A 21,643-nucleotide genomic window follows, 5' to 3' on the forward strand; every position below is an offset into this window, starting at 1 on the left:
GATTGTCTGCCGATAGGGGTTAATCTCCAGAGCAAACCCCATCACCCTCGCCGCCGACGTGTAGTCGGCGGTTTTTTTTATCCCGATGCATGCAGATGCTGCTAAGCGGGAGTAGCCCCCGGCTTGCGGCTAAAGCCTTAGCCGGGCTACGAGTTGACGCTGTTTTGTAGCCCCGGTAAGCGCAGCGCGACCGGGGATTTCCCGGTACGGGTCTGCTGGCGTCGGAAGCTTTTATACGGTAGTGACGTTGGTTTGCCCGGCCTCACGCGGACGGCGGTTAAGCAGAGCGTGCAGCAAAATAGCGCCGAAAGTGGCCGTACCGATCCCACCGAGGGTAAAGCCGCCAAGCGAGAGGGCAAAATCACCCGCTCCCAGCACCAGCGTTACCGCCACCATGATCAGATTACTGTTCTGGCTTAAATCCACCCGGTTTTGTACCCAAATCCGCGCGCCCGCGACGGCGATCAGACCGAACACCACAATCGATGCGCCGCCGATAACCGGCCCGGGAATCGTGTGGATCAGCGCACCGAATTTCGGCGAAAAGCCGAGCAGCATCGCTATCAGCGCCGCCGCAACGAACACCAGCGTTGAGTACACTTTGGTGACCGCCATCACGCCGATATTCTCTGCGTAGGTAGTGACGCCGCTGCCGCCGACCGATCCGGAGAGCATCGTGGCCAGTCCATCGCCGACGAACGCGCGCCCCATATACGGGTCCATATTGCGCCCGGTCATTCCCGCAACCGCCTTCAGATGGCCGAGGTTTTCCGCCACCAGAATCACCGCGACGGGTGCTATCAGCATCATCGCCTGGCTATTAAACGTTGGGGTAGTCATCTGCGGTAAGCCAAACCAGGCCGCCTGTTCAAGCAGACTAAAATCCAGCGCCTTGCCCAGACCGAAGACATTAGCCAGCAGGGCGTAAAGCACGCAGGCGACAATCAGCCCCACGAGGATCAGCAGCCGCTGCAGCATCCCGCGGGTAAACACCGCCACCAGCCCGATGCACAGCACCGTCAATACCGCCATCCAGCCGTCGAACGGCGTCGCCGATACGCTGCGCACCGCAATAGGGGCCAGATTAAGGCCTATCGCCATCACCACCGCGCCGGTGACTACCGGCGGCATCAGCCGTTCAATCCAGCGGGTGCCGATTTTCATCACCACCAGGCCTATCAGGGTATAAACCAGACCGCAGATAATAATGCCGCCCAGCGCAACGCTGAGGTGCGGGTTAAGCCCCTGGCCGTTGAAGCCGGTGACGGCGATCACCACGCCGACAAAAGCGGCGCTGGAGCCAAGATAGCTCGGCACGCGTCCGCCGATGACCAGAAAGAACAGCAGGGTGCCGACGCCGGACATCAGAATCGACAGGTTGGGATCCAGTCCCATCAGAATTGGCATCAGGACGGTCGCGCCAAACATCGCTACCGCGTGCTGAACGCCCATCACCACGGTTTGCCCGACCGACAGCCGCTCATCGGGGGCCACGACGCCGGAGGCGGCGGAAGGGGAGGTTAACTGCCAGCGAGGAAAATCGAAGAGAGCCATGATGAGATCCTGGGTTAAAGGTTAACAGGCTGGACGCATCAGCGTGTGGTAGCCGCGCTCGAACCACATCAGTCCACGCGGTTCCGGATGGCGAACAATTGCCGCCACCTCACAAAACAGAATGTCGTGCGTCCCGACGCTGACTATCTGGCTGATACGGCAGTCGAAGCTGGCCAGCGCATCTTTCAGGCGCGGGCAGCCGGTTGCGCCGGTTTGCCAGTCGGCGGCGGCGAAGCGCTCCACCATCGGCGTTTTGCCGCCGAATACGTTCGAGAGTCTTTCCTGACCGGCCGCCAGGGTATTGACGCACAGCGTCTGGTGCTGGCTGAAGATCGGCCACACCGAGGCGGAGCGATTCAGGCAGACCAGCAGCGTGGGCGGCGCGTCGGTGACGCTGCAGACCGCGCTGGCGGTAAACCCCGCGCGGCCTGCGGGACCATCGGTGGTAATAATGTTAACCGCCGCGCCGACGTGGGCCATGGCGTCGCGAAAGCTTTGTTTATCGGCAAGAGACATGCGGGCTCCTTATGCCAGCTGGCAGGCATCATCAAAGGACAGGCGCGGCAGGCGATCGTACAGCTTGCCGCGATCGCCGTAGCCGATATTAATCAGCAGGTTACTTTTCCAGGCGCCGTCGGCAAAAAACGCCGCATCGACCTTTTCGCGATCGAAGCCCGACATTGGGCCGGTATCAAGACCCAGTGCCCGGCAGGCGAAAATCAGGTATGCCGCCTGTAATGAGCTGTTGCGAAAGGCGGTCTCTTCCGCCAGCTGTGGGCTGGAGGTGAACCAGCTGCGGGCGTCGCCGTGCGGAAATAGCTCCGGCAGGCGGTCGTAGAAAGCGCTGTCCCAGGCCACAATAGCGGTGACCGGCGCCTGCATGGTTTTGGCTAAATTGCCGCTCGACAGGGTCGGGCGCAGCCTCTCTTTACCCTCCGGCGTGCGGATAAAAACGATCCGCGCCGGGGAGCAGTTGGCGGAGGTCGGCCCCATTTTCATCAAGGCGTAGATTTCACGCAGCTGCTCGTCGGAGACCGGTTTATCCAGCCAGCCGTTGTGGGTTCTGGCCTCGGTAAACAGCGCGGCGCGGGCGGCCGGGCTAATGGCTTCGCTCATAGATTCTCCTGAGCGACCGGCAGCATGGCGGCCAGCCCGTCGCATAAAATGGGGTTAAAGGTGGCGGTGTCGGTGACGTTGCAGGCGTGGCCTCCCCAGGCCATTTCTACCAGTTGACTGCCCGCAATTGCCGCCTGCAGCGCGCGGGAACAGGAGGCCGGTACCAGCAGATCGTCGGCGGCGCTGATAATCAGCGTCGGGCAGGATATGGCCGCTGCCCGGCGCGAAAAGTCGGCCTGCCTGAGGGCATTAAGCCGTTTCAACAGATTATCTTTGCCCTGAAAATGGCTGATGGCGAGCGCCTCTTCGGCCTCAAGGCGCGGCAGGCGCGAGGCCATCCACTCCGCCGGGTAGAGAAACAGCGGCTGCGCTTCGACCCATGCCTGCGCGCCGCCCGCGTGCAGCAGGCGTTCGCGTACCTGGAAACAGCGGCGGGTATGCGGGGAGAGGGTCAGCCAGCCGTTCACCAGCACCAGGGCGCTCACCGTTTCGGGGAAGTCCAGCGCCAGCTGGAGGCCAATCAGCGCGCCCAGCGCGTGACCGACCAGGGTACAACGTGTTATTCCCGCCTCCTCCAGCGCCGCACGGAGCTCCTGCGCCATGGTCGCCATGCTGTAACCGGTAGGCAGCGGGCCGCCGTTTTCGCCGGTACCGTTATGGTCGTAGCTCACCAGCTGATACTGCGCTTCCAGCGCCGTACGCTGCGCCAGCCAGTAGACACCCGTGCCGCCGAGCCCGGCGCTCAGAACCACCACCGGCGCGCCCGGATAAGGCGCCGGGGAGATATTCAGCTTCATCATGCCGGTTTCCCGATATGGGCGACGGTCGCTATCTCTACCAGCGCATCGGGCTTCACCAGTCCGCACTGAATGCAGAAACGCGCCGGTTTGTCGCCGGGAAAGAATTCAGCGTAAACCTCGTTAATCGCGGCGTAGTTTTTCCAGTCGGTGATAAAGATGCTGTTGAAGGTCACGTCCGCCATGCTGCCCCCCGCCGTCTCGATAACGCTCCTGATAGTTTCCAGCACGTGGCGGGTTTGCGCCTTTGGGTCGCCGATATACACCACGTTGTTTTGCTTATCAAACGGCAGGGTGCCGGAGACGTAAACCACGCCGTCAGCCAGCGTGCCGGGGACAAACGGCGCGATAGGCGTGGTGGTACCCGGCGGAATAATCACTTGTTTAGGCATAACGTTTCTCCTCGGTAAACGAGAGCGAGGCTGCGGGCTCAAGGGCGCTACAGAAGCTGGCGACATCGCTGACCCAGCCGAAAAAGGTTTCGATATTGAACAGCGCCGCCTGCTGGGCGAAGGCCGGACCGGCCTGGTGGGTGGCGTCCTCCAGCACGATGCCGAAATATTCGAGGAAGAAGCCATCGCGCAGGGTCGACTCCACGCAGACGTTGGTGGCGATACCGGTAAACACCAGGTGGCGAATACCGCGGCTACGCAGGATGCTGTCGAGAGCGGTATTGAAGAAGCCGCTGTAGCGCGGTTTCGGCAGCACGATATCGCCGGGCTGCGGCTTAAGCTGATCGACCAGCTGATAGTCCCAGCCGCCTTTCGCCAGCAGCTTGCCCTGCAGCTCCGGGTTCTGGCGCATGGTTTTCAGCGCGTTGGATTTATGAAAATTCGGCGAACCGGGGCCTCCGGCCTCCACGTACTGGTCATCCCAGCCGTTCTGAAACCAGATAATCAGCATCCCGGCGGCGCGGGCAGCGGCCACGGCGGTATTGATATTGTCGATAACCGGTCGGGTGGCGGAAACGTCAAAGCCGGCGAGGTCGAGATAGCCGCCCTGGCTGGCGTAGGCGTTCTGCATATCGACGACGATCAGCGCGCTTTGCAGCGGCGCAAAGGTCAGTGATTCCGGGCGAGCGGGCAGGGTAATCATCAGGCAACCTCTTGAGTCATAGTGGCGATATGGTCGCGGCAGCGCATCAGCGGCTGAATGCGCTGGCCAAAGGCTTCGATACCGATAAGGAAATCATCAAACGTCAGCAGCACGCCGTCGGTGCCGGGAACCGCCGCCACTTCGTCGAGCATACGGGCGACATTGGCGTAGGAGCCGACAAGGGTGCCCATATTGATATTGACCGCCGAGGTGGGATCGGCCATCTGACGCACGTTAGTGTCGCTGCCGGAGCGGGTGTCTTTCTGGCTCTGTTCAGTCAGCCATGCCAGCGCTTCGTCATCCGCGCCGGCTTTGTAGTGCTCCCATTTGGCGCGGGCTGCCTCGTCGGTTTCATCGGCAATGACCATAAACAGCACGTATGAGCCGACGTCGCGGCCGGTTTTTTCCGCCGCCTGCAGCATGCGGGCGGCGGTGGGGGCAAAGGCGGCAGGGGTGTTGACGCCTTTACCGAAGCAGAAGTTATAGTCAGCGTGCCGGGCGGAGAACGCCATCCCGGCATCGCTTTGTCCGGCGCAAATCACCTTCATCGGCTGCGACGGCTGCGGGCTGACCCGGCAGTCGTTCATGGTGAAGTAGTCGCCTTTGAAGTCGCTACGCCCGGTTCCCCACAGGTCGCGCAGAACCTGGACATACTCGGTGAGATAGTCGTAGCGGCTGGCGAAGTAGTCATCGCCAGGCCAGATGCCCATCTGCTCGTACTCCGGCTTTTGCCAGCCGGTGACCAGGTTGACGCCAAAGCGGCCGCTGGAGATCGAGTCAATGGTTGAGGCCATGCGGGCGACGATCGCCGGGGGCAAGGTCAGGGTGGCGGCGGTGGCGTAGATCTGGATGCGTGAAGTCACGGCGGCCAGTCCGGCCATCAGGGTGAAGGACTCCAGATTATGATCCCAGAATTCAGTTTTGCCGCCGAAGCCGCGCAGTTTGATCATCGACAGCGCGAAATCAAAATGGTAGTGCTCGGCTTTTTGCACGATGGCCTTATTGAGCTCAAAAGTCGGCATGTACTGGGGAGCATGGGTGGAAATCAACCAGCCGTTATTACCAATCGGAACGAAGACACCAATTTTCATAGCTACCTCTCTGCATGTCGTTGAACAAGGAAGGCGCGCGGTGCTTTCCCGGGTCACCTCGCCAGGGTGATAAAGCAAAGGCGATGCCAGTTTTATAAAGGTTAATGTTATTAATGTGTTGCTTGATGGTTGCTGAAAGTGACAGCAAAAAAAGTAGACTGAATGGTCAAAATTGGTGCACGAAAAAACCGCAGTCGTGCGCAATCGGAGTGCAGAGAGTCGTGTCGACGTTGGGTTTTTGCTATGCTGATGGCGTGAAATGAAGGAGAAAATCTATGGCACAGGGTGGCGTGAAAAAGAGTGGAAAACGTTCGCTGGCGGTGAGCGCAAAAAAAGAGGCTATTCTGGCCGCCGCGCTGGACGCGTTCTCGCAGTTTGGTATCCACGGTACGCGGCTTGAGCAGGTTGCCGAGCTGGCCGGGGTGTCAAAGACCAATCTACTCTATTACTACCCGTCGAAAGAGGCGCTGTATATTGCCGTTCTGCAGCAGATCCTGGCTATCTGGCTGGCGCCGCTGAAGGCATTTCGCGAGGATATTAGCCCTCTGGTGGCCATCGGCGAATATATTCGTCTGAAGCTTGAGGTGTCGCGCGATCATCCGCAGGCGTCGAGGCTGTTCTGCCTGGAGATGCTGCAGGGCGCGCCGCTGCTGATGGACGAGCTGACCGGCGATCTGAAAGCGCTGGTGGATGAGAAGTCGGCGATTATATCCGGCTGGGTCGCGAGCGGCAGGCTGGCTCCGGTTGACCCGCAGCATCTGATCTTTATGATTTGGGCCACCACACAGCATTACGCCGATTTTGCCACTCAGGTTGAGGCGGTAACCGGCGCGACGCTGCGCGATGAGGCGTTCTTTCAGAAGACCGTCGATAATGTCCAGCGGATGATTATCGAAGGAATTCGCGTGCGTTAATTGGCGGGGGGCAGCGGGCAGCTCTGATCGCCATCTTCGCACTGCAGCAGCGAAGCAAGGAATGACTCGCGCTCTACCGTTTTGTCGGACAGGCACTGGTTGAGCAGCATCGGCTGAACGCTGCCGCCTTCTGCGCCGGAGGCCAGAAATTTGCAGTCGGCGTCGCGCAGTTCAATCCACGTTAGCTGCGCTTTTTTAAGCAATTCCTGCTGTCTGGCGGAGGCGCGCTTCAGCGCTTCCTGGTACGTTTCGTTTAGTTTTTTGTCGTCGGCCTGATATCGCTCGGCGCTGCACTGGTTCATTTCCGTTTGATTGCTGGCGTTGCTGCATTGGTCCGCCAGCGCGTAAGTGCTTGCCAGCAGCGCGGCAAGAGCGAGTAAAGTGCGTTTCATTATTCAACTCCCATAAAAAAAGCTCCCGTCCGGGAGCTTTAATTAACCACAGCCTGCGTCTGGTGTCATTAGCTGACGTTGTGCCGGTCTGTTTTCCCGGGGGCGGCGCAGAGCGCCTTGCCCGGGCTACAGGTACCTGCGGCCTGCATTGGGGTAGCCCGGACAGATGCGCAGCATCGCCTCCGGGAAATGATGCCATCCAGCGCTCTGCTCCCGGGAGCGGCGCAGAGCGCCTTGCCCGGCTACCGGTACCTGCGGCCTGCGTTGGGGTAGCCCGGGTAAGGCGTCAGCCGCACCCGGGGAGGCTTTAACCAATCGTCATCAGGCTGGCGTTGCCGCCGGCCGCGGCGGTATTGACGCTGAGGGAACGTTCAATATAGAGGCGTTCCAGCAGCAGATTGCTCTCACCGCGGGCGAAGCCCTGCACCGAAACAATCGCCCCATCGCGCGCCGCAACCTGTTCACACAGCTCACGCAGCTGATCGGAATCGCCATGGTAGATAACCGCATCGAACGGTTCGTTCATCAGAGTCTCCGCTTTCGCAAAATGGATCCGCTCGCTGACTTCGCGCGGCAGCTTGTTCGCCAGCTCGCGCTGCAGCGGCGTATCCGGCCACAGCACCTCACAACCAACGGCGGTTACGCCTGCCAGCTGGATTAACGCGTCCTGCTCGTTATCGGCTACGCACAGCACGCGGTCGCGCGGCATAAAGGTCAGGGTGTTGCGCTCACCGGTGGGGCCCGGCAGCAGACGTTGGGTACCGGCCTGAGCCTGCTCGCTAAACTGTTGGCACAGGGCCTTCAGTTCCGGGCGATCCGCTGCCCACTGTTGCAAAGCAAGCAGCGGTTTTTCCAGCAGCGTCTTCAGCTGCGCGTCCAGCGGATAGTCCGCGTCCTGACGGGCGAGGGTGACCCCGACCGCGTTTTGCGGCCGACTGGAGAGCAACCGGTACAGATACAGCGGACCGCCGGCTTTCGGACCGGTGCCAGACAGGCCTTCGCCGCCGAACGGCTGCACGCCGACCACTGCGCCGACCATATTGCGGTTGACGTACAGGTTGCCGACGTTGGCGCTGCCGGTCACCTGGGCGATGGTTTCGTCGATACGGGTATGTACGCCGAGGGTCAGGCCGTATCCGGAGGCGTTGATCTGCTCAACCAGCCCATCCAGCTCGTTGCGGTGATAGCGCACCACGTGCAGCACCGGGCCGAAGACCTCTTTTTTCAGTTCGTCGAAGCTCTCCAGTTCGATAAGCGTCGGCGGAACGAAGGTCCCGTTTTCCCACTCGCGAGAATCTTCGCTATTTTCGCGCACCGCCTGGAAGACTTTGCGTCCTTTGGCGCGCAGCGTCTGAATATGGCGCTCAATATTTTCTTTGGCTTCGGCGTCTATGACCGGCCCGATATCGGTGGTCAGACGGCCAGGGTTGCCCATCCGGCACTCGGCCATCGCGCCGCGCAGCATGGTCAGCGTATGGTCGGCGATATCATCCTGCAGGCAGAGTACGCGCAGGGCTGAGCAGCGCTGCCCCGCGCTGTCGAACGCTGAGGCGAGAACGTCGATCACTACCTGCTCGGTTAATGCAGAAGAGTCGACGATCATCGCGTTCATGCCGCCGGTTTCGGCGATCAGCGGCGTCGGGCGACCCTGAGCGTCCAGGCGGCTGGCGATGTTGCGCTGCAGAAGAGTGGCAACTTCGGTTGAGCCGGTGAACATCACGCCGCGTACGCGCTCATCGGAAGTCAGCGCGGCGCCGACGGTTTCCCCGCGGCCTGGTAGCAGCTGAATAACGCCCGGCGGCACGCCTGCTTCCAGCAGGATCGCCACGCCCTGAGCGGCGATGAGCGGCGTCTGTTCGGCGGGTTTCGCCAGCACGGTATTACCGGCCGCCAGCGCGGCGGCAATTTGTCCGGTAAAGATCGCCAGCGGGAAGTTCCACGGGCTGATACAGACTAACGGGCCCAGCGGACGGTGGGTTTCGTTATCAAAATCATTACGAACCTGGCCTGCGTAGTAATGAAGGAAATCTACCGCTTCGCGCACTTCAGCAATGGCGTTACTGAAGGTTTTACCCGCTTCGCGCACCAGGATACCCATCAGGGTCGGCATCTGGCCTTCCATCAGCACCGCGGCGCGTTCGAGGATCGCCGCGCGCTCCTGCGGCGGGGTGGCGAACCAGATTGGCGCGTTGTTGACCGCGCTGCTCAGCGCCTGCTGAATTTCAGCCTCGCTGGCTTCGCGCACGTGGCCGACGACATCTTTTGGCTCAGCCGGGTTTATCACCGCCTGCATTTCGCCTTCCTCCACCGGCTGTTCCAGCATCGGCAGCGCCTGCCATTTATGCAGCGCGCTATTTAATAATGAAGATGAGAGGGAGGCCAGACGATGTTCGTTGGCCAGATCCAGGCCAGCTGAGTTGCTGCGCCCTTTGCCGTAAAGATCGCGCGGTAGCGGGATTTTCGGGTGCGGCAGGCCAACCTGACCTTCCTGCTGGGCCAGTTTTTCCACCGCGGCGACCGGGTCAGCAACCAGCTCATCCAGCGGCAGAGTGCTGTCAGCGATACGGTTCACGAACGAGGTGTTGGCGCCGTTTTCCAGCAGGCGACGCACCAGATACGCCAGCAGCGTTTCGTGGGTGCCCACCGGGGCGTAAATACGACACGGACGGTTGAGTTTGCCATCGGCGACTTTGCCGGTCACCTGCTCGTACAGCGGCTCGCCCATGCCGTGCAGACACTGGAATTCGTACTGCCCAGGATAGTAGTTCTGCCCGGCGAGCTGATAAATTGCCGCCAGGGTATGAGCGTTATGGGTCGCGAACTGCGGATAGATTAGGTTCGGTACAGCCAGCAGCTTTTTCGCGCAGGCCAGATAGGAGACGTCGGTGTAGACCTTGCGGGTATAGACCGGATAGCCTTCGAGACCATCCATCTGCGCGCGTTTGATTTCGCTGTCCCAGTATGCGCCTTTTACCAGGCGGATCATCAGGCGACGACGGCTGCGGGTGGCAAGATCAATCAGATAGTCAATCACGAACGGGCAGCGTTTCTGGTAGGCCTGGATAACAAAGCCAATTCCGTTCCAGCCCGCCAGTTCCGGCTCAAAACAGAGTTTTTCCAGCAGATCGAGCGAGATCTCCAGGCGATCGGCCTCTTCGGCGTCAATATTGATGCCGATATCGTACTGGCGCGCCAGCAGGGTCAGAGACTTCAGGCGCGGATAGAGCTCTTCCATCGCGCGATCGTACTGAGCGCGGCTGTAGCGCGGGTGCAGCGCGGAGAGCTTAATCGAAATGCCCGGCCCTTCATAAATGCCGCGGCCATTGGAGGCTTTGCCGATGGCGTGGATAGCCTGCTGATAGGAAACCAGATAGGCCTGGGCATCGTCGGCGGTCAGCGCCGCTTCGCCCAGCATATCGTAAGAGTAGCGGAAGCCTTTATCTTCCAGCTTGCGGGCGTTGGCCAGCGCCTCGGCGATAGTTTCGCCGGTGACAAACTGCTCGCCCATCAGGCGCATCGCCATATCGACGCCTTTGCGGATCAGCGGTTCGCCGCTCTTGCCAATAATGCGGTTCAGCGAACGCGACAGGCTGGTTTCGTTGTGGGTCGAGACCAGCTTACCGGTAAACAGCAGCCCCCAGGTGGCGGCATTAACGAACAGCGACGGGCTGCGGCCGATATGCGACTGCCAGTTGCCGTTGCTGATTTTGTCGCGGATCAGGGCGTCGCGGGTGGCCTTATCGGGAATACGCAGCAGCGCTTCCGCCAGGCACATCAGCGCCACGCCTTCCTGCGAGGAAAGAGAGAATTCCTGCAGCAGGCTTTGCACCATCCCGGCGCGGCCGCTGGCAGTTTTCTGATTGCGCAGCTTCTCCGCCAGCTGATAGGCGAGCTTATGCGCCTGTTCGCCGAGATCCTGCGGCAGGCGAGCTTGTTCCAGCAGCATTGGTACGGCGTCGGTTTCGGCCCAGCGCCAGGCTGCGGTAATCGACGCGCGGGAAACGGACTGCGGCAGGATCTGCTCGGCAAATTCGAGAAACGGCTGATAAGGCTCATCGCCAGCACTGCCTGCTTCATCGCTTTCGTTGGCCGCGCCGGAAAGCAGCGCCGGTAGCTCGGGCAGCGTCTCGTCGTTTTCCAGCTTTTCCAGATAATTGAAGATGGCCTGTTTAATCAGCCAGTGCGGCGTGCGGTCAATACGGCTCGCTGCGGACTTAATGCGTTCGCGCGTCGCGTCGTCAAGTTTTACACCCATGGTGGTGGTGCCCATGTCAGGAACTCCTGTGATTAGTCGTTCGCTTCATCCTTCAACCTGCCTCATTGTTGGCTTTATTTACGCGCCCCGGTCACATCGTTGTCCATGCTTTCAGGGACTAACAAATTTGCCGCCTCGATGCAGATTGAATGCGTTTGCGAACTTCGCTGCTGTTCAGTTATGCGGTTGCGTAGAAATATCTATCATGTTGCAACTTTGTGCAACCTTGTTAATTAAGAATTGTGGGGCAGGCTGGGAAATACCGGGAATGTTAAAAAGAATGACTAAAATAGCAGGAATTTATCCCCTGTCTAATAAGGTATTTCTATGCGTCACTTAACACTTTTGCATGGTGCAACCGCTAAAAACGTGAGAGAGTGCAACCTATAACAAAATGAAGTTTGGTCATGAAAGCATTTCGTGTAAATGCTGTGTTAAATCATTTGTGAAAAAACAAAGCTTCCGTCAGGATACGGTCGCCCAATACAACCAATAGGCCATTGCCCCGTTCCGGCAGTGGATAAAACGACAAATCTGGACGCTGTCGACAAAAATTCTGGAGATTTTACATGGCTATTAGCACACCCATGTTGGTGACTTTTATTGTTTATATTTTTGGCATGGTACTTATCGGTTTTATTGCCTGGCGTTCTACAAAGAACTTTGATGATTATATTCTTGGCGGCCGCAGCCTTGGCCCATTCGTCACCGCGCTCTCCGCCGGGGCATCAGATATGAGCGGCTGGCTGCTTATGGGGTTGCCCGGCGCCATTTTTATTTCCGGAATTTCCGAAAGCTGGATTGCCATTGGCCTGACCTTAGGCGCATGGATTAACTGGAAGCTGGTGGCGGGGCGCTTGCGGGTGCATACCGAGGTGAATAATAACGCTCTGACGCTGCCCGATTATTTCACCGGCCGCTTTGAAGATAAAAGCCGCGTACTGCGAATTATCTCGGCGCTGGTGATTTTGTTATTTTTCACCATCTATTGTGCCTCCGGTATTGTGGCCGGCGCGCGTTTGTTTGAAAGCACGTTTGGTATGAGCTACGAAACCGCGCTGTGGGCCGGCGCGGCGGCAACCATTATCTATACCTTCGTCGGTGGTTTCCTCGCGGTGAGCTGGACTGATACCGTCCAGGCAAGCCTGATGATATTCGCGCTGATCCTGACGCCGGTGATGGTGATTATTTCCGTCGGCGGTTTTGGCGATTCCCTGGAAGTGATCAAGCAAAAGAGCATTGAGAACGTTGATATGCTCAAGGGCCTGAATTTCGTCGCCATTCTTTCGCTGATGGGCTGGGGTCTTGGCTATTTTGGCCAACCGCATATTCTGGCGCGCTTTATGGCGGCGGATTCGCACCACAGTATCGTTCACGCCCGTCGTATCAGTATGACGTGGATGATCCTTTGCCTGGCGGGTGCCGTTGCCGTCGGCTTCTTTGGCATCGCGTACTTCAATAACAACCCGGGCGTTGCCGGAGCGGTGAACCAGAACGCTGAACGCGTCTTTATTGAACTGGCGCAGATTCTGTTCAACCCATGGATTGCCGGGATCCTGTTGTCGGCGATTCTGGCGGCGGTAATGTCGACTCTGAGCTGCCAGCTGCTGGTGTGTTCCAGTGCGATTACCGAAGATCTGTATAAAGCGTTTTTGCGTAAAAATGCGGGTCAGCAGGAACTGGTATGGGTCGGACGCTTTATGGTGCTGGTCGTGGCGCTGGTATCCATCGCCCTGGCGGCCAACCCGGAGAACCGCGTGCTGGGTCTGGTGAGCTACGCATGGGCAGGCTTCGGCGCGGCGTTTGGTCCGGTGGTGCTGTTCTCGGTAATGTGGTCAGGAATGACGCGTAACGGCGCGCTGGCCGGAATGATTATCGGCGCTATCACCGTTATCGTCTGGAAACAGTTCGGCTGGCTGGGCCTGTATGAAATTATCCCTGGCTTTATTTTTGGTAGCCTGGGGATTGTGGTTTTCAGCCTGCTGGGGAAAGCGCCTTCAGCCGAGATGCAAAGACGCTTTGCCGAAGCGGACGCGCACTATCGCTCTGCGCCGCCAGTACGCGCTACCGCCGAGTAATATTTGGCTCTCCTCTCAAGCCCGCGTCCTGCGGGCTTTGTTGTATATGACACTTGCTAATTGCTTGAAAATACGCTGATATCTCAGCTCAGATAACAATGAGGGTAGCAAAATGAATTTCAAACAGGGTGCGATGGCGCTGGTTCTGGCAGGGGTCTTGAGCGGCTGCGTGGCACCTGCTGCGAACAAGGCTCCGGTGGCTGAGACTAACGCCTGCCCGGCGGAAAATACCATGATGCAAACGACGCTTTATTTCGGATTAAGCCGTCCGGCAGGGAAAGATATTACCGCTCAGGAGTGGCAGCAGTTCGTTGACCGCGATGTGACGCCGCGCTTTCGGGATGGCCTGACGGTATTTGATGCGCGCGGACAGTGGCTGGGCAATGACGGGACTATCGCACGTGAACAGAGCAAGGCGCTGATGCTGATCCATGGCAAAGATGCAAAGAGCGAAGAGGGAATTGAGGCGCTGCGCAATACGTATAAATCACGCTTTGCGCAGGAGTCGGTGATGCGCGTTGACCAGCCGGTATGCGTTCATTTTTAAACAGTGCCCTGATGGAATGTCGACCCCACAAGATTTACGTTGCGGCTGTTTCCCGGGCTGCAGCGGGCTCCCGACCTACGGGCCGCACGCATCTGCAGCCCGGGTAAAGCGCTCTGCGCCGCCCCCGGGAAAACGGGTAGGCAGGCAATTCTGATTACAGCACCAGGCCCGCGAAGCTGGCAGAGAGCAGGCTGACCAGCGTCGCGCCGTATACCAGGCGCAGGCCGAAGCGGGAAACGATATTCCCCTGCTGCTCGTTCAGGCCTTTAATCGCCCCGGCGATAATGCCGATAGAGGCAAAGTTGGCGAAGGATACCAGGAACACGGATAGAATACCCAGCCCGCGCGGCGTCATGCCGGCGGCTATTTTTTGCAGCTCAATCATGGCGACAAATTCATTCGCTACCAGCTTGGTCGCCATAATACTGCCGGCGTTCAGCGCATCGCTAAGCGGAATGCCTATCAGCCACGCCAGGGGATAAAAGACGTAGCCGAGGATCTGCTGGAAGCTCAGGCCAAATATCGTGGCGAACAGGGCATTTATGGCGCTAATTAAGGCAATAAAACCAATCAGCATAGCCAGAATAATCATCGCGACTTTAAAACCAGCCAGAATATATTCACCGAGCATCTCAAAAAAACTCTGCGATTCATGCAGCTTCTCGAGCTTGATCTCCTCCTCGCTGCCCGGACGCGTGGGGTTAATTATCGACAGAACAATAAAGGTGCTGAACATATTCAGAATTAGCGCGGCGACGACGTATTTTGCGTCGAGCATACTCATATACGCGCCGACAATGGACAGCGATACCGTCGACATCGCGGTGGCCGACATAGTAAACAGGCGGCGTGAAGAGAGGTCGCCGAGCACGCCTTTATAGGCGATAAAGTTTTCCGATTGACCGAGAATCAGCGAGCTGACCGCATTGAAGGATTCCAGTTTACCCATACCGTTAATTTTCGCCAGCAGGGTACCAATCAGACGAATAAATATCGGTAAAATCCGCCAGTGCTGAAGAATACCAATCAGCGCAGAGATAAAGATAATTGGGCACAGGACGCCAAGGAAAATAAACGCCAGCCCTTTTTCACTCATGCCGCCAAATACAAAGTTGGTTCCTTCGGCGGCGAAACCGAGCAGCGATTCAAAAAAGGACGCGATATTTTTCACTAACCACAGGCCGCTTTCTGCGTGGAGAAAAAAGAAAGCCAGCGCAATTTCAATAACGATTAGCTGAATAATATAGCGGATGCGGATTTTTTTACGGTCATAGCTGGCAAGCCAGGCAAGGGCAAGAATAACCACCAACGCCAGCAGGAAGTGCAAGAATTGAGTCATGTTGTTCATTTCACGGGTCAATAAGGCCGCCATTTAGCCACAGCCGTCAAGCCGGGTAAATATCTGCGGCAAAAAAAACGTCATCCTGCGATTGCGCATAACGGCGGAGAGATAATTGCCTGAGTCATTATTTGTTAGCGATTAATTTACAAATCGTCATTAATCTCTACACATTTCACTTGTGTTTCTGATTATTGTAATGATAATCACTATCATAAATATTTACCTAACTTTGCATCAGTTGACTGCGGTTCACATTTAAGGGTGTTGGCATGTTTGTCCCATTTCTCATCATGTTACGTGAAGGTCTGGAAGCAGCGCTGATTGTCAGCCTGATTGCCAGCTATCTGAAGCGCACTCAGCGCGGAAGCTGGATTGGCGTTATGTGGATTGGCGTGCTCCTTGCCGCAGCGCTATGCCTGGGGCTGGGGATCTTCATCAACGAAACGACCGGTGAATTTCCGCAGCGTGAACAGGAGCTGTTCGAAGGTATCGTGGCGGTAGTAGCGGTGTGTATCCTGACCTGGATGGTGTTCTGGATGCGCAAGGTATCGCGTAACGTCAGGCAGCAGCTTGAGCTGGCGGTTGATAATGCGCTTCAGCGCGGCAATCACCACGGTTGGGCGCTGGTGATGATGGTCTTTTTCGCCGTTGCCCGGGAAGGTCTGGAATCGGTGTTTTTTCTGCTGGCGGCCTTTCAGCAGGATGTGGGAATTTGGCCGCCTATCGGGGCGATGCTTGGTTTGGCGACGGCAATCGTTTTAGGGTTCCTGATCTACTGGGGCGGCATCCGTATGAATCTTGCCGTCTTTTTCAAATGGACCAGCCTGTTTATTTTGCTGGTGGCCGCGGGCCTTGCCGCGGGCGCTATCCGCGCCTTTCATGAAGCCGGTCTATGGAACCATTTCCAGGATATAGCCTTTGATCTGAGCAACGTGATTTCGACGCACACGCTATTCGGTACGCTGCTGGAAGGGATTTTTGGCTATCAGGAAACGCCAACTATCAGCGAAGTAGCGGTCTACTTTATCTATCTGATTCCGGCGCTGGTGCTTTACGTCTCGCCGCCGGGCAATAAAACCACCGCATCCCGAGCCGCCTAGTCGGGCATCGCGGACTGAAATAGTTACAACATACTTATCGAAAGGGATGGTCATGATGAATCATTTTCGTCGCAATGCGCTGCAGCTTACCGTTGCCGCGCTGTTCGGCTCTGCTTTTTGCGCTCAGGCAGCCGATATTCCACAGGTAAAAGTTACCGTCACTGATAAACAGTGCGAGCCGATGAACGTCACGGTGAAAGCGGGTAAAACCCAGTTCATTATTCAGAACCATAGCCAGAAAGCGCTGGAGTGGGAGATTCTGAAAGGCGTGCTGGTAGTTGAAGAGCGTGAGAATATTGCTCCCGGGTTTACGCAAAAGCTGACGGCGAACCTGCAGCCGGGTGAATACGATATGACCTGCGGCCTGCTGACCAACCCGAAAGGTAAACTGACGGTCACTGGTGAAGCGACCAAAGATGCTGCTAAAGCCGACACGTTGCTTAGCCTGGGAGAGGCGATTACCGCCTATAAAGCGTGGGTTACCGCCGAGACCGCGGAGCTGGTGAGCAGCACTAAAGCCTTTACCGGGGCGGTAAAAGCGGGTGATATCGACAAGGCAAAAGCGCTTTACGCGCCGACGCGCCAGCATTATGAACGTATTGAACCGATCGCCGAACTGTTCTCCGATCTTGATGGCAGCATCGACGCCCGCGAGGATGACTACGAGAAAAAAGCCGAAGATCCGAAATTCACCGGTTTCCACCGGCTGGAAAAAGCGCTGTTTGGCGATAACAGCGTCAAGGGAATGGATAACTATGCCGATCAATTGAACGCCGACGTTCTCGATCTGCAAAAACGCATTAGCGAGCTGGCGTTCCCGCCGTCAAAAGTGGTTGGCGGCGCTGCCGGGCTAATTGAGGAAGTGGCGGCCAGCAAAATCAGCGGTGAAGAAGATCGCTACAGCCACACCGATTTGTGGGATTTCCAGGCCAACATTGACGGCGCGCAGAAAATTATCGACCTGCTGCGCCCGCAGTTGCAAAAGAAGAACGGCGAGCTGCTGGCGAAAGTTGACGCTAATTTCAAAAAAGTAGACGCCATTCTCAGCAAGTACCGCACCAAAGACGGTTTTGAAACCTATGACAAGCTGACGGATGCCGATCGTAACGCGCTGAAAGGGCCGATTACCACGCTGGCGGAAGATTTGGCCCAGCTGCGCGGGATCCTGGGTCTGGACTAAGTCGATGGCTGAGCAAAAGCATAATGTAAATGAACCGTCGCGTCGGCGGTTACTTAAAGGGATCGGCGCGCTCGGCGGCGCGCTGGCCATTACCGGCGGTTGTCCGGTGGCGCATGCGGCGAAGGGTGAGAGTTCTCCAGGCACGGTGTCGCCGGATGCGCGTCTGGAAACCCAGCCGTTTTATGGTGAGCATCAGGCTGGCGTGCTGACGCCTCAGCAGGCGTCGATGATGATTGTCGCTTTTGATGTCCTCGCCGGCGATAAAGCAGACCTTGAGCGGTTGTTCCGTCTGCTGACCCGGCGTATCGCCTTTCTGACTATGGGTGGGCCTGCGCCGGAGACGCCCAACCCGCGTCTGCCGCCGATGGACTCAGGCATTCTCGGGCCGTGGATCGCGCCGGATAACCTGACGATGACCGTGTCGGTGGGCCATTCGCTGTTTGACGACCGGTTTGGCCTGGCCAGTCAGGTGCCGAAAAAGCTGCAGAAAATGACGCGTTTTCCTAACGACTCGCTGGATGCGGCGCTGTGCCATGGCGATCTGCTGCTGCAAATTTGCGCCAATACGCAGGATACGGTCATTCACGCGCTGCGGGATGTGATTAAACACACGCCAGATCTGCTCAGCGTACGCTGGAAGCGGGAAGGCTTTATTTCCGATAGCGCCGCGCGCAGTAAGGGTAAAGAGACGCCGATTAATCTCCTGGGCTTTAAAGACGGTACCGCGAATCCGCTGAGCACAGATAATGCGCTAATGGATAAAGTGGTGTGGGTTACTCCCGACCAGAAAGAGCCAGCATGGGCGACGGGCGGCAGCTATCAGGCGGCGCGGATTATTCAGTTTCGCGTTGAATTCTGGGACCGAACGCCGCTTAAAGAACAGCAGACTATTTTTGGTCGCAATAAACTGACCGGCGCGCCGCTAGGGATGCAGCACGAGCACGATGTGCCGGATTACAGCAAAGATCCCGACGGCGATACTATTGCCCTCGATAGTCACATTCGTCTGGCGAACCCGCGCACGGCAGAAACCGAGTCCAGCCTGATGATGCGTCGGGGTTACAGCTATTCGCTGGGGGTGACTAACTCAGGGCAGCTGGATATGGGGCTGCTGTTTGTCTGTTATCAGCACGATCTGGAAAAAGGTTTTCTGACGGTGCAAAAGCGCCTGAATGGAGAAGCGCTGGAAGAGTATGTGAAACCGATCGGCGGTGGATATTTCTTTGTTCTGCCCGGAGTTATCGACAGTCAGCATTACCTCGGGCAATCGCTGATCGAAGCCTGACGCGCCTGCCCCGTGGGGCAGGGCGTTTTCTGCTGTTTTTCCATTCATTTTATGTATTTCCTGCCTTGTTTCATTTTTCTGTAATCTTATAGTCGGAAACTCTCCCCTGCTGCGGGGAGAATTATTTGTTGTGTTTATGTGAAAAAGAAGTTGCGCTTAGAATTATTTCTGATGTACTTATTACAGACGCGGTAGTTCTCAGCAGTAGTTTCGTTTCATTATGGAGATCGCGAATGCCCGATTGCTGTAACGGAAAACGTCAAACCCCATACCGTACTCATCAGCACGGCAGCCACACTTCCGGCCGCGATTTTCACACCGCTAAATCATCCTCTTCTACCATAGAAAACCCGAACCCAGGCAAGGTTATCGGTGCGCGTAGCCGTGACCCTCTGCCAATTCGTCAGGCAAGCAATGGCTTACAAGGAAGCCAAAACCTCAATCGTTAGTGCGCATAATCGCGTCGAACGTGGCGCGTGTGATGTAAACCAACAACGCAAGGTGCTATCCATGGGAAGACAAAAAGCAGTGACCAGAGCTCGTCGTGAGGCCAAACGTGTGCTGAGACAGGATTCGCGAAGCCATAAGCAGCGCGAAGAAGAATCGGTCACATCGCTTGTGCAAATGAGTGGCGTAGAAGCAATTGGCATGGCGCGGGATAGCCGCGATGCATCGCCAATTGAGGCGCGCAATGAGGCTCAGGCGCATTATTTGAATGCTATCGACAATAAGCAGCTGATTTTTGCGACGGGCGAAGCCGGGTGCGGTAAGACCTGGATTAGCGCGGCAAAAGCCGCTGAAGCCCTGATCCACAAAGATGTGGACAGAATTATTGTTACCCGTCCCGTTCTGCAGGCCGACGAAGATCTCGGCTTCTTACCGGGAGATATCGCCGAGAAGTTTGCTCCCTATTTCCGCCCGGTCTATGACGTACTGGTGAGAAGGTTAGGCGCTTCCTTTATGCAATACTGCCTGCGTCCGGAAATCGGCAAGGTGGAAATCGCGCCGTTCGCCTATATGCGCGGACGTACATTTGAAAATGCGGTAGTGATCCTGGATGAGGCGCAGAACGTGACCGCGGCGCAAATGAAAATGTTTTTGACCCGCCTCGGGGAGAACGTGACGGTCATCGTCAACGGCGATATTACCCAGTGCGATTTACCTTCTGGGGTGAAATCAGGACTCGCCGATGCGCTGGCGCGTTTTGAGGAGGACGAGATGGTAGGTGTTGTACGCTTTACTACCGACGATTGCGTGCGTTCAACCCTTTGTCAGCGCGCGCTGAAAGCCTACTACTGATTGTTTCTAAGTCTGCAAAGCCCGGGAAACCGGGCTTTGTTTTTGCTGGTCTAAAGTAAATGTTGCAGCGAAGGGGCGGTCATTGTTGCCTCGAAAGGAATGATATCAGCTTTCGCTACACCTGATTGTTGGAACGGATCCTGACTTAGCCGGGTACGCAATGCATCCATATCATTGCCTTTAGCCAGAATCACGCCGCCGGACCTGGGGATTTTGCGCCCTGATGCGAGGAAGATTCCGTCAGCGTAACCTTTCTTAAGCCATTCCACGTGCGCAGCAAGCTGTGCGTCAACTTCATCAAGCGGTTTAACGTAAGTCAGAACAACAACGGCAATAGTGCTCATTTTGATGTCCATCTTTTAAATGGGTATATAAAAGTAGCATGCGGAGAGCTGCGGGTGATAGTAGGCCGAATGCGGTTTCTGAATGGTGCGACATGCGAAAAAAAAGCCCGTACTTACGTACGAGCTCTTCTTAAAATATGGCGGTGAGGGGGGGTGAGGGGGGGATTGACTCGCTTTGCTCGCCCTCCGGGCAGCTTCCTCGCAGGCTCGTCAGCTGTCCAACTGGCTGACGCCAGTTGTCGACCCCCGGTCGGGGGCTCTCATCCCCCCCTGGTGGGGTGCAATATGCGAAAAAAAAAGCCCGTACTTACGTACGAGCTCTTCTTTGAATATGGCGGTGAGGGGGGGATTCGAACCCCCGATACGTTGCCGTATACACACTTTCCAGGCGTGCTCCTTCAGCCACTCGGACACCTCACCATATTGTATTGCTGCTCACCTTGGGTGGGCAACGGGGCGGTACTATAGGGAGTTGCGCTAAAACGGTCAAGCAGTATTTATTCTTTCGCTATCGTTCGGTTAAGCAATGAACACTGCCCCGACCTTGAGCGGCGGGGCAGGCATTTTAACGCTGTGAATCAAGCTGTTCGTTATTCTTCACCACGTCCTGAGCTTTGGCGTAGCTTTCTATCAACAGCTGGTAGGCCGGGAAAACTTTAGTGTAAACCTCAGCCCACTCTGCGGCGTCCGGACGATTCCAGGTCCGCTGTAGCTCAGACGCAACTGCGGCGGTATCCATTGGCACGACGCCCGCCTGAACGATGCGGGCGAGGGTGATTTCCTGCGCCATCTTGCTGTAAGTGCCTGAGGCATCAATTACCGCAAAAACTTTGTAGCCATCGGCGACGGCGGCAATGGCCGGGAACGCCATGCAAACGCTGGTAATCGTACCGGCGATAATCAGCGTTTTACGTCCGGTAGCTTTTACTGCGGCCACAAATTCCGGGTTATCCCACGCGTTGATTTCGCCTTTACGCGCAATATATTGCGCATGAGGTGCATTTTCATGAATTTCGGGAATCAGCGGACCGTTGGGACCCTGCGGCACGGAAGCGGTCGTGATCACCGGAATCCCGGCTAATGAGGCCATCTTTGCCAGCGCTGCGGCACGAGCGCGCAGCTCCGGCATCGGCATATCGCCGACGGTCTGGAACAGACCGCTTTGATGGTCAATCAGCAGCATTGCGGTATCATTTGCATCAATAACCGGACGAGAACCGTTAAAATTAGCTGGGATGGACATATTCTTCACCT

General features: G+C 57.0%; 19 protein-coding genes and 1 tRNA gene. 7 read left to right on the forward strand and 13 right to left on the reverse strand.

The features are described 5' to 3' along the window. Positions 1–231: 231 nt before the first annotated feature. The 7 genes from rutG to rutA are packed head-to-tail and all read right to left on the reverse strand — an operon-like array spanning position 232 to position 5,653. Positions 232–1,554 carry a pyrimidine utilization transport protein G gene (gene rutG / locus GJ746_RS09810; RefSeq protein WP_154680017.1) on the reverse strand — a complete coding sequence of 441 codons (1,323 nt, stop codon included), beginning with the start codon at positions 1,552–1,554 and terminating at the stop codon, positions 232–234. A 21-nt stretch (positions 1,555–1,575) separates the two neighbouring features. After that, positions 1,576–2,070, reverse strand: coding sequence for an NADH-dependent FMN reductase RutF (gene rutF, locus GJ746_RS09815; protein ID WP_154680018.1), 495 nt, complete (start codon positions 2,068–2,070; stop codon positions 1,576–1,578). Positions 2,071–2,079: 9 nt separating this feature from the next. Continuing rightward, entirely contained in the window at positions 2,080–2,670 is a 591-nt protein-coding gene (locus tag GJ746_RS09820) for a malonic semialdehyde reductase (protein WP_154680019.1), read from the reverse strand. Beyond that, the gene (gene rutD / locus GJ746_RS09825) at positions 2,667–3,470 is read right to left on the reverse strand and encodes a pyrimidine utilization protein D (protein ID WP_154680020.1); all 804 of its coding nucleotides are present in this window, start codon (positions 3,468–3,470) and stop codon (positions 2,667–2,669) included. The genes GJ746_RS09820 and rutD overlap by 4 nt, the downstream gene beginning before the upstream one ends. Continuing rightward, the gene (gene rutC, locus GJ746_RS09830; RefSeq protein ID WP_154680021.1) at positions 3,467–3,859 is read right to left on the reverse strand and encodes a pyrimidine utilization protein C; all 393 of its coding nucleotides are present in this window, start codon (positions 3,857–3,859) and stop codon (positions 3,467–3,469) included. Before rutC ends, rutD begins: the two co-directional genes overlap by 4 nt. Beyond that, entirely contained in the window at positions 3,852–4,562 is a 711-nt protein-coding gene (gene rutB / locus GJ746_RS09835) for a pyrimidine utilization protein B (protein WP_154680022.1), read from the reverse strand. Before rutB ends, rutC begins: the two co-directional genes overlap by 8 nt. Continuing rightward, positions 4,562–5,653, reverse strand: a complete 1,092-nt coding sequence (gene rutA / locus GJ746_RS09840) for a pyrimidine utilization protein A (RefSeq protein WP_154680023.1) — start codon at positions 5,651–5,653, stop codon at positions 4,562–4,564. Before rutA ends, rutB begins: the two co-directional genes overlap by 1 nt. 275 nt (positions 5,654–5,928) lie before the next feature. Here rutA and rutR point away from each other — a divergent pair, with 275 nt between their 5' ends. Then, positions 5,929–6,567 (forward strand): HTH-type transcriptional regulator RutR, encoded by a 639-nt coding sequence (rutR, locus tag GJ746_RS09845; protein ID WP_154680024.1) that lies wholly within the window; start codon positions 5,929–5,931, stop codon positions 6,565–6,567. Here the strand turns inward: rutR and GJ746_RS09850 are convergent. Both GJ746_RS09850 and putA read right to left on the reverse strand, forming a co-directional pair. Then, entirely contained in the window at positions 6,564–6,959 is a 396-nt protein-coding gene (locus GJ746_RS09850; RefSeq protein WP_154680025.1) for a lysozyme inhibitor LprI family protein, read from the reverse strand. The two genes, rutR and GJ746_RS09850, sit on opposite strands and share 4 nt — an antisense overlap. A 307-nt stretch (positions 6,960–7,266) precedes the next feature. Beyond that, the gene (putA, locus tag GJ746_RS09855) at positions 7,267–11,229 is read right to left on the reverse strand and encodes a trifunctional transcriptional regulator/proline dehydrogenase/L-glutamate gamma-semialdehyde dehydrogenase (protein ID WP_154680026.1); all 3,963 of its coding nucleotides are present in this window, start codon (positions 11,227–11,229) and stop codon (positions 7,267–7,269) included. Between the two features lie 554 nt (positions 11,230–11,783). Here putA and putP point away from each other — a divergent pair. Both putP and GJ746_RS09865 read left to right on the forward strand, forming a co-directional pair. Further along, positions 11,784–13,292, forward strand: coding sequence for a sodium/proline symporter PutP (gene putP, locus GJ746_RS09860; protein ID WP_154680027.1), 1,509 nt, complete (start codon positions 11,784–11,786; stop codon positions 13,290–13,292). A 112-nt stretch (positions 13,293–13,404) separates the two neighbouring features. Then, entirely contained in the window at positions 13,405–13,839 is a 435-nt protein-coding gene (locus GJ746_RS09865) for a DUF3574 domain-containing protein (protein WP_154680028.1), read from the forward strand. 154 nt (positions 13,840–13,993) lie between these two features. Here the strand turns inward: GJ746_RS09865 and GJ746_RS09870 are convergent, their stop codons facing one another. Then, entirely contained in the window at positions 13,994–15,178 is a 1,185-nt protein-coding gene (locus tag GJ746_RS09870) for a NupC/NupG family nucleoside CNT transporter (RefSeq protein WP_154680029.1), read from the reverse strand. A gap of 272 nt (positions 15,179–15,450) precedes the next feature. Here GJ746_RS09870 and efeU point away from each other — a divergent pair, with 272 nt between their 5' ends. From efeU to phoH, 4 genes are all read left to right on the forward strand, one after another. Then, the gene (gene efeU / locus GJ746_RS09875) at positions 15,451–16,281 is read left to right on the forward strand and encodes an iron uptake transporter permease EfeU (RefSeq protein ID WP_154680030.1); all 831 of its coding nucleotides are present in this window, start codon (positions 15,451–15,453) and stop codon (positions 16,279–16,281) included. Between the two features lie 52 nt (positions 16,282–16,333). Further along, the gene (gene efeO / locus GJ746_RS09880) at positions 16,334–17,461 is read left to right on the forward strand and encodes an iron uptake system protein EfeO (RefSeq protein ID WP_154680031.1); all 1,128 of its coding nucleotides are present in this window, start codon (positions 16,334–16,336) and stop codon (positions 17,459–17,461) included. Positions 17,462–17,465: 4 nt separating this feature from the next. Further along, positions 17,466–18,746 carry an iron uptake transporter deferrochelatase/peroxidase subunit gene (gene efeB, locus GJ746_RS09885; RefSeq protein ID WP_154680032.1) on the forward strand — a complete coding sequence of 427 codons (1,281 nt, stop codon included), beginning with the start codon at positions 17,466–17,468 and terminating at the stop codon, positions 18,744–18,746. Positions 18,747–19,256: 510 nt separating this feature from the next. After that, positions 19,257–20,045: a phosphate starvation-inducible protein PhoH gene (gene phoH / locus GJ746_RS09890; RefSeq protein ID WP_195908819.1), complete on the forward strand. Its 789-nt coding sequence runs from the start codon at positions 19,257–19,259 to the stop codon at positions 20,043–20,045. A gap of 50 nt (positions 20,046–20,095) precedes the next feature. On the opposite strand, the gene GJ746_RS09895 is transcribed toward phoH, so the two are convergent. The 3 genes from GJ746_RS09895 to GJ746_RS09905 all read right to left on the reverse strand — a co-directional run bounded on the left by GJ746_RS09895 (position 20,096) and on the right by GJ746_RS09905 (position 21,632). After that, entirely contained in the window at positions 20,096–20,389 is a 294-nt protein-coding gene (locus GJ746_RS09895) for a YciI family protein (protein WP_154680034.1), read from the reverse strand. A gap of 332 nt (positions 20,390–20,721) precedes the next feature. Further along, positions 20,722–20,809: transfer RNA gene (locus GJ746_RS09900), tRNA-Ser, on the reverse strand. 145 nt (positions 20,810–20,954) lie between these two features. Beyond that, a complete protein-coding gene (locus GJ746_RS09905; RefSeq protein WP_154680035.1) occupies positions 20,955–21,632 on the reverse strand; it encodes a hydrolase in 678 nt (225 codons plus the stop codon). Between the last annotated feature and the right edge of the window lie 11 nt (positions 21,633–21,643).

Origin of the sequence: Klebsiella oxytoca (assembly GCF_009707385.1) — a bacterium.
GTDB lineage: Bacteria > Pseudomonadota > Gammaproteobacteria > Enterobacterales > Enterobacteriaceae > Klebsiella > Klebsiella oxytoca_C.